Genomic DNA, 12,513 nt, shown 5'->3' on the forward strand with positions numbered 1-12,513 from the left:
TCCATAATTGCTCCGGTTGCTTTCGGCTGGAGCGATAGCCGAGTGGGATTTTCACCCACGGGGAAAGCGCCGCCTTATCACGGCGCACGCCAAAAACAGATATCTCCGCCCACAATCACATCAAACTTGCTTAAATCTGCTTTTTTCATCGATGCCATTGCGCCTTGGCGCGTTTTTATCGCCACACCATTCAGTTCGGCTTGCACATCTAAAAAAGCAAAAACATGATCATCTACATCCAACCCAGTGACTGCATGGCCCGCATTGGCTAAATAAATAGACGTGGGACCCCACCCGCAACCTACATCCAAGATACGGCTTTTTTTCTTTAACGGGTTATGGGTAAAGTAATCCATCAACAAATAACTGGAGTCCCAGTGTTTGTCACCATGCACACTAGGATTATGTTCTTTTTTTAGGTTTTTAATTGCACGACTTTTTTCGGTATACAGCCAAATACCATAAGTATGAAATGTATTTTTTGCTGGAGGGGCTAATAATTCTGGCACTATGTCATCTCACTCGTAATTAGGCTTGAATAAATTCGCTTAATAGGACTGTAGATACTATGACAAAATTAAGACAATTATGTGACCATATTCAAGAATAAAAAAAGCCGCAGAAAATTCTGCGGCTTTCACTCACACTATTATTTCATCCCTAGCGTTAAACCCTACGCCTTGCCAACATAACGGCTAACAAACCAATCACCCACAAGAACCCCATACCCGATTCAGAAAGCTGTGTGATTGCACTGCCCGACCCAAATAGAAAAAGATTCGACAACCCACCGCCGCGGCCATCCAGATCTTTGTAGTTAAAACTGCCACTTGTGGCTCCCGGCGTTATCGACCACGCAAAATAGTCTGGGTCGCCATTACCGTGACCAACGTGCATGGTAATTACCGCCAATCCATATGTAGACCAAAAACTGCTATCAAGACTCCAAGTTCCCGCAACATTATTTCCACCCCAGCTGCCACTGGTCAATGCAACAGTGAATAGATCGTTTGTGCCATTGCCCGTCAGCTCGCCCTCTTTAACCCAGAGGCCACCAAACAGTGTGGATACCTGTGCAGGGCTGTGAATATTTTCATCATTGCCGGTCAGGCAAATTACCGCGGAATCAAGAGTTGCCACCCGTTCAGTAGTTGGCAGACAGGTCACCGGAGTTGCCATTGTCGCCGCAGCCCAACAACCTGAGCAAATTACTGCCAAGGCCAATTTCCATAATCTAGTCATAATCATGCCCCTTTATGAATTGAGACGTGCATCACATCAACAGGAGCAATTTCAATGCCGTCGCCGAAATCATCATCTAAATCAGCTCCTTAGAACAGAAGGACGCGCCACTTTGGCGCGTAAAATAGCTAAAACGTCAAAAATATCGACATTTTGACGCCACATATTCGTCAAAAAAATGTCAACTTCTATAAACCTGTTGGCCTGCAATAGCGCCTAACGCATACTTTGCAACCCCGATCCACGGCAGAGTTAAGATATGAACCTCTTCAAACGATTTTGCTTTTGGCCAACATTTTTTATCGCCCAGTTGATAGGGCTGGCACTCGTAAGCTGGCGCTTGCTTGCGCAATTTCACTTTGCTTATCCGCTCGGTTATCAATTGTTAAATCTGAATCAGCATATAACCCAATATGCGCCGCTCAATCGCTATAAAGAGGACTTTGAATTCACTTCCGCCAGTGAACATTGGCGTTTATTTGGTGAGATTAGTGATGCAGTGCATACCAGCGGCAAGGGTTTAGCGCAGATTAGTTACACCTTAAAAAACGGCCAGTTAACTGCACTGATGCACGAAGCTGAAATTATTCACCTGCAGGATGTGGCTAACTTAATCGATCGATTTTATTTCATTGGAATTCTAAGTTTATTGTTATGGGCCAGTTTGATTGCCATTGCCCATCAACAAAAGCTACAACTGCCATCGCTTAAAAAAATCTTACTGGGTTTTTTGGCAGGCTCACTGTTAGCTTCTGTCATTCTTGTTGCCATAGGCCCAACCGCTGTTTTTTATTGGCTACATGAGCAGATATTTCCCAATGGTCACCAGTGGTTTTTTTATTATCAAGATTCGCTAATGACCACCTTGATGAAAGCACCAGATATTTTTGCGTTTATCGCAATCGTTTTACTTAGCCTGCTTCTGCTGCTGTGGTGTGCAAGCCTCTATGGCATTAATCACTTTCTGCAACGCACAACGAGCAGAGCATTCAGGGCGAAAACGCGGAAATAATGGCAAGCGAGTAGCATTGTTACAGAAAATTAATGGTAATGAATATCAAATGCGATTAAAATGCGCACGATTAAACGTATCATTTGCATTATAAAATCACATTTAACAGCCAGACTAAGGATTCGCTATGCGTAAAACGCTCATTGTCACCTTGCTCAGTAGCCTACTCACCTTGCCAGCTCATGCAGACGAAAATCTTTTTGGTTATATCAAAGGCGCTGAAGTTCTGCCGGATGGCGCATTGGAGTTTTATCAAGTCGTCACGCAGCGCTCCGATAAAGGCGTAGGAAAATACACGGCGTATAACACTGAAACAGAATTAGAGTACGGCGTAAGCGATCGCTTCACTATAAAAGGCGAACTTAAAGGCCAAGCGATTGATACATCAGGATTGTTGATTGATGCCTATATGCCTGGCGATGAAAAATACGGTTTGAAATTTCAAGGCGTAGAGATTGCGGGAAAATATAATTTTCTCAGCCCAGCGTTGGATGACTTCGGCTTGTCGGTCACTACCGGTTTGGATTATTTAGTGCTGGATCCTCATTCGGGGCGCGATAAGGATACAGTGAGTATCGATCTGGAACTTGAACTGCAAAAATATTTTATGGAAGGCCAATTAATTTGGGCGGCCAACTTTGGTACTGAAGCAACACGTGCAAAACGTAAACCCATTGATAATCTGCCGGAAGATTTTGAATGGCCTACCGGCATGGAAGTAGAAATTGAATTTTGGGCAGGTACTGGTTTGAGCTATCGCTTTGTGCCCAATTGGTTTATCGGTGTAGAAACACTGTACGAAACCGAATACGAAACTGAAGTTGCGATGGAGCGGCAGTCACTTTTTGCTGGTCCAAGTTTGCATTACGGCGGCGCGGACTATTGGTTCACACTGACCTACTTTGACCAAATCAGTGGCGGCGGAGAGGGCTTTGATGGCCAACCTGATGGCTTACACCTGATTGAAAAAACCGAACAGGAAATTCGCTTCAAACTTGGCCTGAATTTCTAATTAACAGTCTATTCCCTCATTAAAAACTATGCCTCGCTTAAACGAGGCATAGGAGGATTATTCCATGCGTAATATTCCCGGTTTTATTAGCTTACCACTCGCGCTCATTGCACCCGCAGTGATAGTAAACGCTGCTCACGCGGAAGATTATTTATCGATTGCACAAGCACAGAAAGTATTATTTCCCAACGCTAGCATTTTTTTAGAATCGGCCATTCATTTGTCTGATGAGCAGCGCGCGCAGATTAAAAAAATCGCCGGGGTGCGCCAACGAAACCCAATCCAACAAAATTGGCGCGCTGAACAAGACGGAAAATTACTCGGTTATTTTCTTGTCGATGATGTCATCGGTAAACACGAATTTATTAGTTATGCCGCAGCCATTTCGCCCGATGGCAAAGTGATCGGTATAGAAATTTTAAGTTACCGCGAAACCCACGGCGGTCAGATTCGCAAACCCGAATGGCGACAATATTTTTCTGGGAAGACCTTGAACGATAAATTTAAACTCAACAAGGACATTCCCAACATCAGCGGCGCAACACTCTCTTGCCGCAATGTGACAGACGGCGTTAAACGCCTGCTCGCTATTCATAAAATTGCACTTACCCAAGCCTAAGCAATGCTAAAACGCATGCGCCCATTGCTCGGCACGTTTGTCGAAATTCAACTTGTCGATACTGGGGCGCTCGCAGAAAATCAATATCAGGATGTGCTCTCTGGCGCTTTTTCTGCCATAGAACAAATTCACAACCTGCTTAGCTTTCATCAACACTCTAGCGATTTGTCGCGTTTAAACTCTGCGCAAAATCAGTGGGTGCCACTGCACCCTCTCAGCATTCAATGTTTGAAGCTCGCACGGGCATTAACCCGCATCAGCAAAGGCACATTCAATTGCACACTGGGCAAAGCGATTGTTGATAAAGGGGCGCTGCCCGCGCCGGATTACATCAATACGCGCAGTGATTGGCTCAGCATTGGCAATTGGGACGATATTGAAATACAAACACAACAAGCGCGCTTACGGCGGCCGGTGTTGATTACGCTGGATGGTATCGCCAAAGGTTTTGCGGTTGATATAGCAATTCGATACCTGCAACACCAAGGGGTAGCATCCGCGTGGATTAATGCAGGGGGCGATATTCGGGTGTATGGTAGTGCGATTATACCGATCAGTATTAAGGATCATCTGGGGCAACTGCATACAATGGGCGGCCTGCAAAATGCCGCGCTGGCGACATCAACAACACATGCGTCTGCACAATATCCGGGGCTTGTATTAGGTAATAATGCAGAGCCTGTAGCAGCGGGAACCTGGAGTGTTATTGCCAATAGTGCATGGCGTGCAGATGCGCTCACCAAAGTTGCGGTGAATTTAGCGGAACATGAGCGCGGCGATTGTCTGCGTAAATTGGGTGGCAACTGGATTACACTTGCGACAGATACACCATCAAGCGCTACATTTCCACGCCAACAACTGTCAGAATAGCGCCCTTTATTGACATGCAACCCTGTTAAGGCTCATGAAAAAATCACGTATCAGTTTATGGTTAATTCTTCTGGCAGTCGCCATTACCGGCATTGCGCTTTTTTTTCTCGCCCCCGCGACTGAAGATGACTTCCCTCACCCGCTCAATGGCTTATTCCGCGAACTGCATGGTGTGAGTGCTATGCTTGGGGTATTTATTTTTGGCTATTTATTTGCGGATCACGTACAAAAAAAATTACCCAAAAAAAAGCGCCATTGGGATGGTTACCTGCACCTGAGCATATGGACTTTACTTATTGTTAGCGGTTTATTGCTGTACTACCCGCAGGATCTATTGGAAGTATTCAATATTGCCGATATCCATTTATGGCTCGGTGTCGCTCTCTGCTTGATATTCCCACTGCATTTTTGGCGTAAAGCTATTATTCGTTCTCTGAAACCAACCACGCCTAATCGTCCTACCTCGTAAAATTAAGAAGGTAGTTTAACCAGAGCGGATAAAAATCCGCTCCAACTTAAAGCTTGATTAAACATTGCTGTTTGGCGCTAGCCTCCCCGGCCAACAACAACTCTACACCCAGCAGTGATTGCTGCGGCAAAAATGTCAGCGGTGCATTGCCACAAATCGCATCCATAATATTTTTATAGTAATGCTCATAGCAACCGAGCTGACCTGGAATACTGATTCGTTTTGCCTCACCTGGATTGTGCGTGTGCAAAATACCGTAATTATCTTCACCGGGTTGTGCCCAGCCGGACATACCAGGAATGATGCCGCGCATCATTTGGCCTTCTTGCACATCTTGCCCGAATTTTAAAAAAGAACCTTGATCGCCGTGAATCGCAACAGTTGCGCCTTTTTCACTCACGTAGGTACTGGAGCGCAGTATTACGCGCATATCCTCATAGTGAAACTGCACATTGAAATAATCGGTTGAACCTTCGCTGCGGCGCAGGCTGCGCATATCGGCATAGACGGCATTGGGTTTACCGAATAGACACAGCATGGAATCCACCATATGAATGCCTAAATCAAACCAGGTGCCGGCGCCGGGGAGATTATCTTCTTTCCATTTTTTGTGGGTGATGTTGGTGCGGTAGCGATCGTAATGCCATTCCACTTCAACAATGCGCCCGAGCGCTCCTGATGCAATAATTTTTTGCGCATCCAAGTGATCGCTTTCCAAACGTTTATTTTGAAACACAGAAAGAATCTTTTGTTGCCGTTCGGCCAATGCAATTAATTCATTGCCTTCCGCAAGGCTTAGCGTAAACGGTTTTTCTACCACCACATGTTTACCCGCCAGCAATGCCGCTTTGGTCATAGGGTAGTGAAACTCATTGGGGGTATTAACGACGATTAAATCAATATCCGGATTGGCGAGAATTTCATCAAACGTTTTGACAATATTAACCTGCGGATAATCTGCCAATGCCGTAGGTTCGCTGCGCTGTAAAATACTGTGGAGTTGTAAGCCTGTTTCGGCGGTGATTAGCGGTGCGTGAAATACTTTGCCCGACATCCCATAAGAACAGAGTGCAACATTGAGCATAAAATTTTCCAGCTAAAAAATTAATAATGTAATTGTTAGTCCGCACGTGCACGGGGTTTTAACTTGATATACACACGGCGTTTTACCCGCGCGACAAGCTGACCGTTATTATCTTTAATATCAACCAGAAACTCCGGTACGTATTTTTCGCCGTTGGCTGTTTTTGCGCGGATATCGTTGAGAATTTCATCGGTCAGCAGAAACTGTGCATGCACATGGGTTTTACCGGGGGCGATGTAATCTATTTCAGCATGTTTATCCCAGACAAAATAATCGCGCCCGAGGTTGTGCATAATCATCAACATATACCAAGGGTCAGTCATGGACATAAGGCTGCCACCGTATTGGGTGCCGACATAATTGCGGTTGTACCAACGCAGTTTTAAGGTCACATGTGTTTCTTTATAGTCTGGTGTGAGATGGGTGACTTTAATACCAGTAAAAAATAGTGGCGGCCATAAATTAACGCCAAATTTAAATACACTTGCTTTCATGTTTGAATTCCATGAAGTGCTAACGTGAATAGGATTCACGGTGTTATTGCTGAGACACGCCGTGAACCCATCCATGGGGGCTCATCTTCGACATCCATGTCTCAGATGGTCTCAGCAATAACACCGCAAGTCCTCTGCTAATTCAGAATCGTTCTACGTTTTTAAAGCACCCGCTTGCGCGGGATTATTACCACCCCATCATCGCGGCAATCGACATAAGCTGAGATGCCGTAGACTTTTTCCAAATTGTCGGTGGTGAGCACATCAATCGGTTGACCATCTGCCACAATTTTTCCGTTTTGCAATAAGATCAAACGCGAACAAAAACGTGCCGCTAAACTTAAATCGTGCAATGCAGTTAAAACTGCACCACCGCGCTGCGCATGTTCGGCGAGTAATTCCATCACATGTAATTGATGGTAAGGATCAAGCGCTGCGATGGGTTCATCGGCGAGGATAATTTGCGGTTCGCCAGCAAAAACCCGCGCTAACAACGTGCGCTGCAATTCGCCGCCCGATAGTGTGGTGACAATGCGCTGGCGCAGCGGCTGCAATTCGGTAATGCTGAGCGCATGTTCAATGGCTTGTTTGTCTTGCGGTGATTTTCCGCTCATAGGTGTGTGCCAAGGCGCGCGACCGAGGCCAACCAAATGTTCAACTTGTAACGGCCAAGCCGGCGTTTCCTGCTGCGGTAAATAAGCGAGCAACTGCGCGCGTTCACGGCCAGAAAATTGCGCCAATAATTGCGGCGGCTGATTATTGCTAGCTAAGTGTACTTGACCGGAATCTGCATCCAATAACCCTGCCATCACCCGCAGCAATGAACTTTTACCTGCGCCATTGGGGCCGATTAAACCGACTAATTCGCCTGCGTGTAACTGCAAACTGGCGTTGTTTACAATCGCATTGCCGTCGCGTACCAGCGACACTTGTTGCGCACTGAGGCTGACAGGTTGCGCACTGAGGCCGATAGGTTGGGCATTATCTGTTGTCATTTTTACGCCCACCGCGAACGGGTTTTAAGAATTAATAATAAAAAAAACGGGCCGCCGAGCAGTGAGGTCACTACACCTAATTTTAATTCGCGCGCGCTATCAAATTGGCGCACCAGAATATCGGCAAGCACTAATAACAGCGCACCGCCGAGGGCACTAGTGAACATTAATCGCCCCGGTCTATAACCCACTAAAGGGCGCAGTAAATGCGGAATAATTAACCCCACAAAACCAATACTGCCACTCACCGCCACACAGGCGCCGACACTGATCGCAATGCCCAATAATAAAATGCCGCGCTCGCGATGGTTATTAAAACCAAGTGAACGGGTGCTTTCTTCGCCGAGACTTAACGCGTCTAAAAACCGGCTGCGGCTGAGCATTAGCAGCCAGCCAATCACTGCCAGCGGCAACGCCATATGCACATGATCCCAATGGCGATTAACCAGTGAACCCATCAACCAAAAAATAATTTCCTGCATCGCATACAAGCTCGGTGCAAAATTTAATGCAACTGCAATTAAGGCACCGGTAATAGAGCTGATCGCCACACCGGCGAGAATTAACGCGAGCATACTGCTGTGCAAACCCGCCAATACATATACCAGCAGCAGAGACAACAATGCTCCCGCAATCGCCGCACTCGGCAGCCAATACCAAGCCGCTGCCGCCGCGCCAAAATACAACACCCCCACCGCGCCCAATGCCGCACCGCTGGTAACACCGAGCACTCCCGGGTCGGCCAGCGGGTTGCGCAATAAGCCTTGCATAGCGGCACCGGCCATGCCGAGTGTTGCGCCGACAATAATGGCCAGGCATAAACGCGGCAGCCGAATTTGCCCGAGAATGGTTGCCGCCAAACTTTGTTCGCCCTGCCAGATATCCGTAAAACCTTGCAGCAGCGGAATACTCGCCGCACCGCTGTTAAGCGATAAAACCGCCGCCGCGATAATCGCGCCGAGCAAGCTCAGGGTTAATGCAGTAAACGATTTTTTTAGTTGCACAATTTTCTCTTTGTCTATTTCACTTCTGAACTGAGTTCGCCAATTGCTGTTTCAGTGCGATAGCAACATCGCCCAATACCGAGGTGGCGCAGCCCGATAAACCCGCCGGTAAGCGCACAATGGTAAATTCCGCATTAGCCAATGCCGGGTGCGCTAAATATTCCCGTGCCAGAGAAAAACCTTCGGCATTACTCGCTTCAATAATTAATATTTGCGGTTTGGCGCTGAGCAATAATTCCAAATCGAGTTGATTAAAACCAAACATGCCGCGCTCAGCCGCCAGATTGCGCAAGCCCGCTAGTTGCATTAATTCATGCTCCAGCGTGCCATCACCAATCACTACACCATTTGATGAATACCAAAATGCCGTTAAGGGCTGTTGATTTTGTTTAGCCGTTTGCAACTCAGCAACTTGTTCACTAATGCGCGCGGCCATAGTACGCGCCTTTTTACCTGCGCCGACCAAATCGCCCAACGTAATTATTTGCTCGTTAATATCGCTGAGCTTACGCGGCAGCGGCAAACGTGTAACCGGTTTGTCCAAACGGTTGAGCAATTCAATCGCACTGGCTGCATCGAATTCACCGGCAAGAATTAAATCCGGCGACAGCGGCACAATTTCTTCCGCAAGCCCATGATTGGTTGGAATTCCGCGCACCTGTTCTGCAATCGGTGACCACATAGGGCTCGCGGTTAAATAACTGATGCTCACCAACCGCTCGTGCGGCACCAACGCCCACAATAATTGGTCGATACAAATATTGAGCGATGCAATTCGCTGTGGCGGTGTTGGCGATTGCACTTGTGACTGTGCTTGCAGATTCGCGTTGCAAACAAAAAATAAAAAGCCCAGCAACCTTGCGATGGGTTTTACCGCTAGCAACATGCTGCGCAACTTACACAAGCGGATTTAACCAAGCGGCACCGCGCACGCCACTGGAATCGCCATGCACGGCCGGAACTATGGGTGTATCGCACTCGCGGCCGAATACATAATGCGGTAACAACTTTGGCACCTCGGTGTAAATCGCCTTGATATTCGAAGCGCCACCGCCCAACACAATCACATCTGGATCAATCGTGTTAATAATGGCGGCAAGGCCGCGTGCAACTTGGTCGAAATAATTAGCAAGCACTTCCCGCGCAACTACGTCCCCCTGCTCCGCCCGCGCTACGATTTCATCACCTTTAATTTTTTCATCGGTAATCAACTGAAAGGAAAGGCACAGGCCAGTGCCGGATAAAAACGTTTCCTGGCAGCCAGATTTACCGCAATAACAAGGGCGCGCGTTTAAATCTTCCGCGCTAGTCCAAGGCAGCGGATTGTGCCCCCACTCCCCAGCCACACCATTGGGGCCGATAATAGGCTTGCCTTGATAAGCAACACCGGCACCACAGCCGGTGCCGAGAATGCCAGCGAAGACCAGATCGTAACCACGGCCAGCGCCGTCAGTCGCTTCAGAGACTGCAAGGCAGTTGGCGTCGTTAGTGACTTTAACTGCACGGTTGAGGTAGTCCGACAAGTCTTGCTGAAAAGGCTTGCCATTAAGCCAGGTGGAATTGGCATTTTTCACAAAACCGGTTTTGCGTGAAATAGTCCCTGGAATACCTACGCCGACCGGCAACCGGGTTTCACCGGCGGCAGCTTCCGCTTGGGCAACCAACTGGGCGATATCGCGCAGGGTAGCTTGATAATCATCGCGCACTGTAGGAATGCGGGTGCGAAATAGCTCCTGACTTGCGCCATTGAGCAGTATCACCTCAGTTTTGGTGCCGCCAAGGTCAATACCAATACGGAAATCTGTCATAAAAATCAGCCTGTTAGCAAACGTGACGGGATTATAGGTGGCACCCCTTACCCGAGGCAAATCAACACCTGTGCAAATTCAATAATGGCGAAACGGCTGCCAAAGGCTACACTCAAACACAGGCTACCAGCTGTTTGTTTGGCTCAACCGTTAATGAAAGACCACCCTGCGACAGAAAGACCACATTATGACCGACACAAGAAAAAAAGCCGCTACCAATGAGCGCCGCAAATTTAGTCGTATCTTGTTTGATGCCCATGTTGAACTGGCACAAGGCGAGTTTCATTGGCGCGCCAGTTTGTTGGATATTTCATTAAAGGGGCTGCTCTTGCAGCAAACTCTGCCCGCAGAAGTGATTCATAACAAACCAATTCTGGTGAAAATACTACTGTCAGACAACACGAGCATTGCTATGTCCGTCACTGTGGCGCACCAGCATCACAGTCAAACGGGTCTGGTGTGTACATCGATTGATATTGATAGCGTGAGCCACTTACGCCGGTTGATTGAATTGAATTTAGGGGATGCTTCAGCAGCAGAAAGGGAACTGTCTGAATTGATTAGTGATTACTAGCACTGATAACTAAACTGACACGACAGTTCATCGGCCCATCCCTACAGCGGAGCCAACAGAAATAATGAGTAATGAAGAAAACATAACTGATGATTCCAGCGATGAAGACAAACGCAGACATCCGCGTTTTCCGTTGCGCGCTTATGCAGATTTACAATACTCCACAAAAAAATGGGAAGCGCATGTCCTAGATCTTTCAGAGTCGGGCGCGCGCCTTGCTATTTTAGGTGAGCACCTTTTACAAAAAGGCGATCCATTGCGTGTTCACATCCAGTTGGACGATATTAACCTGCTCACATCGCCTAAAAAAATACTCAGCTTACACGGCAAATTAATTCATGTGCGCGAACACATATTAGGGTTTGAATTTCAACCCGACACTCCCGTTGATAAAACATTACTCTATGAGCTGTTAACCCAGATAGAAAACAACCACTAATCAGTCTGCACTTTATGCAATACGCGGTGTTTTTTTATGCATGCCTGTGCCTGTCATTAACCCTTAGCCATAGCAGTATGGCGAGTAGTGTGGCAAAGGGAGACTTGTATCTAACTCTGCCGAAAACCGCCTCACTCGAACCAGAAGCCACTAGCCACTTTTACGAGCAAGCCTTGCTACTAGCACTGGAAAAAACTCGTCAGGCTAACGAGCAGATTCATATTTATTACCATTCTGCCAATGTCAATCGCGAACGCTCACGATTATTAGTCAAGCAGGGTGTACTTGATATTATCTGGAGCAGCAGCAATAAAAAACGTGAACAAGAATTAACGCCAGTTAAATTTAATTTAATCCGCGGGATCAATGAATATCGTCTGCTGTTGATTCGCGCGGATGATCAATCAAGATTTGATCAGGTTAAAACTCTGGCCGATTTACAGCAATTCAAAATTGGCAGCGGCATTCATTGGAGCGATACAGAAGTTTATCGCTTTAACGGTCTGCCACTTGTAACCTCCTATGCCTATGAGTCCATGTTCCGGATGCTAGGGCTGAGGCGCTTTGACTATATGGCACGCAGTATTCAGGAGATAAATTATGAAATTGAACAGTATGGCAAGTTGGGCTTGGCCATTGAAAAAAATCTGGTAATTCACTACCCACAACCCATTTATTTTTTTGTTAACAACAACAATCCAGCGCTAGCAAAACGCATTCAACAAGGGCTGGAACTAGCTCGGGAAGATGGCAGCCTCGACGCTTTGTTTTTGAGCATTCCCAACTTTCGTCAGGCTTGGGAACAGCTGCAGCAACTCAATCGCAAAATGATTGAGCTGCAAACACCGGAATGATATGCGCGAACAACTTAACGCTCGCTCAACAAATATA

16 protein-coding genes are annotated in these 12,513 nt (G+C 47.0%); 8 read left to right on the forward strand and 8 right to left on the reverse strand.

The window, feature by feature from the left end; genetic code table 11:
* Nucleotides 1-77: 77 nt before the first annotated feature.
* Nucleotides 78-509 (reverse strand): methyltransferase, encoded by a 432-nt coding sequence (locus tag AWU77_RS03025; RefSeq protein ID WP_062059085.1) that lies wholly within the window; start codon nucleotides 507-509, stop codon nucleotides 78-80.
* A 157-nt stretch (nucleotides 510-666) separates the two neighbouring features.
* A complete protein-coding gene (locus AWU77_RS03030) occupies nucleotides 667-1,242 on the reverse strand; it encodes a hypothetical protein (protein WP_062059088.1) in 576 nt (191 codons plus the stop codon).
* A gap of 259 nt (nucleotides 1,243-1,501) precedes the next feature.
* Here AWU77_RS03030 and AWU77_RS03035 point away from each other — a divergent pair, with 259 nt between their 5' ends.
* From AWU77_RS03035 to AWU77_RS03055, 5 genes are all read left to right on the forward strand, one after another.
* Entirely contained in the window at nucleotides 1,502-2,254 is a 753-nt protein-coding gene (locus AWU77_RS03035) for a DUF1461 domain-containing protein (RefSeq protein ID WP_062059092.1), read from the forward strand.
* Nucleotides 2,255-2,381: 127 nt separating this feature from the next.
* Nucleotides 2,382-3,266 carry a DUF6662 family protein gene (locus AWU77_RS03040; RefSeq protein ID WP_062059095.1) on the forward strand — a complete coding sequence of 295 codons (885 nt, stop codon included), beginning with the start codon at nucleotides 2,382-2,384 and terminating at the stop codon, nucleotides 3,264-3,266.
* A 64-nt stretch (nucleotides 3,267-3,330) separates the two neighbouring features.
* The gene (locus AWU77_RS03045; protein ID WP_062059098.1) at nucleotides 3,331-3,885 is read left to right on the forward strand and encodes an FMN-binding protein; all 555 of its coding nucleotides are present in this window, start codon (nucleotides 3,331-3,333) and stop codon (nucleotides 3,883-3,885) included.
* A gap of 3 nt (nucleotides 3,886-3,888) precedes the next feature.
* On the forward strand, nucleotides 3,889-4,755 hold the full coding sequence (locus AWU77_RS03050) for an FAD:protein FMN transferase (RefSeq protein ID WP_062059101.1): 867 nt from the start codon (nucleotides 3,889-3,891) through the stop codon (nucleotides 4,753-4,755).
* A 34-nt stretch (nucleotides 4,756-4,789) separates the two neighbouring features.
* Nucleotides 4,790-5,224, forward strand: a complete 435-nt coding sequence (locus tag AWU77_RS03055; protein ID WP_062059104.1) for a hypothetical protein — start codon at nucleotides 4,790-4,792, stop codon at nucleotides 5,222-5,224.
* Between the two features lie 46 nt (nucleotides 5,225-5,270).
* Here AWU77_RS03055 and AWU77_RS03060 read toward each other — a convergent pair whose 3' ends face one another.
* The 6 genes from AWU77_RS03060 to AWU77_RS03085 form a co-directional block, all read right to left on the reverse strand.
* A complete protein-coding gene (locus AWU77_RS03060; protein WP_062059108.1) occupies nucleotides 5,271-6,308 on the reverse strand; it encodes a Gfo/Idh/MocA family oxidoreductase in 1,038 nt (345 codons plus the stop codon).
* A 35-nt stretch (nucleotides 6,309-6,343) separates the two neighbouring features.
* Nucleotides 6,344-6,802 carry a DUF4442 domain-containing protein gene (locus AWU77_RS03065; protein WP_062059111.1) on the reverse strand — a complete coding sequence of 153 codons (459 nt, stop codon included), beginning with the start codon at nucleotides 6,800-6,802 and terminating at the stop codon, nucleotides 6,344-6,346.
* A gap of 161 nt (nucleotides 6,803-6,963) precedes the next feature.
* Complete coding sequence (locus AWU77_RS03070) at nucleotides 6,964-7,797, reverse strand: ABC transporter ATP-binding protein (RefSeq protein WP_084617967.1); 834 nt, start codon at nucleotides 7,795-7,797, stop codon at nucleotides 6,964-6,966.
* 2 nt (nucleotides 7,798-7,799) lie between these two features.
* Nucleotides 7,800-8,801, reverse strand: a complete 1,002-nt coding sequence (locus tag AWU77_RS03075; RefSeq protein WP_193747486.1) for an iron ABC transporter permease — start codon at nucleotides 8,799-8,801, stop codon at nucleotides 7,800-7,802.
* 19 nt (nucleotides 8,802-8,820) lie between these two features.
* Nucleotides 8,821-9,687, reverse strand: coding sequence for an ABC transporter substrate-binding protein (locus AWU77_RS03080; protein WP_062059117.1), 867 nt, complete (start codon nucleotides 9,685-9,687; stop codon nucleotides 8,821-8,823).
* A 10-nt stretch (nucleotides 9,688-9,697) separates the two neighbouring features.
* Entirely contained in the window at nucleotides 9,698-10,609 is a 912-nt protein-coding gene (locus AWU77_RS03085; RefSeq protein WP_062059120.1) for an ROK family protein, read from the reverse strand.
* Nucleotides 10,610-10,796: 187 nt separating this feature from the next.
* On the opposite strand from AWU77_RS03085, the gene AWU77_RS03090 reads away from it, so the two are divergent.
* The 3 genes from AWU77_RS03090 to AWU77_RS03100 all read left to right on the forward strand — a co-directional run bounded on the left by AWU77_RS03090 (nucleotide 10,797) and on the right by AWU77_RS03100 (nucleotide 12,476).
* Entirely contained in the window at nucleotides 10,797-11,183 is a 387-nt protein-coding gene (locus AWU77_RS03090; protein WP_062059123.1) for a PilZ domain-containing protein, read from the forward strand.
* A 64-nt stretch (nucleotides 11,184-11,247) separates the two neighbouring features.
* Nucleotides 11,248-11,622 carry a PilZ domain-containing protein gene (locus AWU77_RS03095; protein ID WP_062059126.1) on the forward strand — a complete coding sequence of 125 codons (375 nt, stop codon included), beginning with the start codon at nucleotides 11,248-11,250 and terminating at the stop codon, nucleotides 11,620-11,622.
* Nucleotides 11,623-11,711: 89 nt separating this feature from the next.
* Nucleotides 11,712-12,476, forward strand: a complete 765-nt coding sequence (locus tag AWU77_RS03100; protein ID WP_062059129.1) for an ABC transporter substrate-binding protein — start codon at nucleotides 11,712-11,714, stop codon at nucleotides 12,474-12,476.
* The last annotated feature ends 37 nt before the right edge of the window (nucleotides 12,477-12,513 follow it).

It is taken from the genome of Cellvibrio sp. OA-2007 (genome assembly GCF_000953825.1).
GTDB lineage: Bacteria > Pseudomonadota > Gammaproteobacteria > Pseudomonadales > Cellvibrionaceae > Cellvibrio.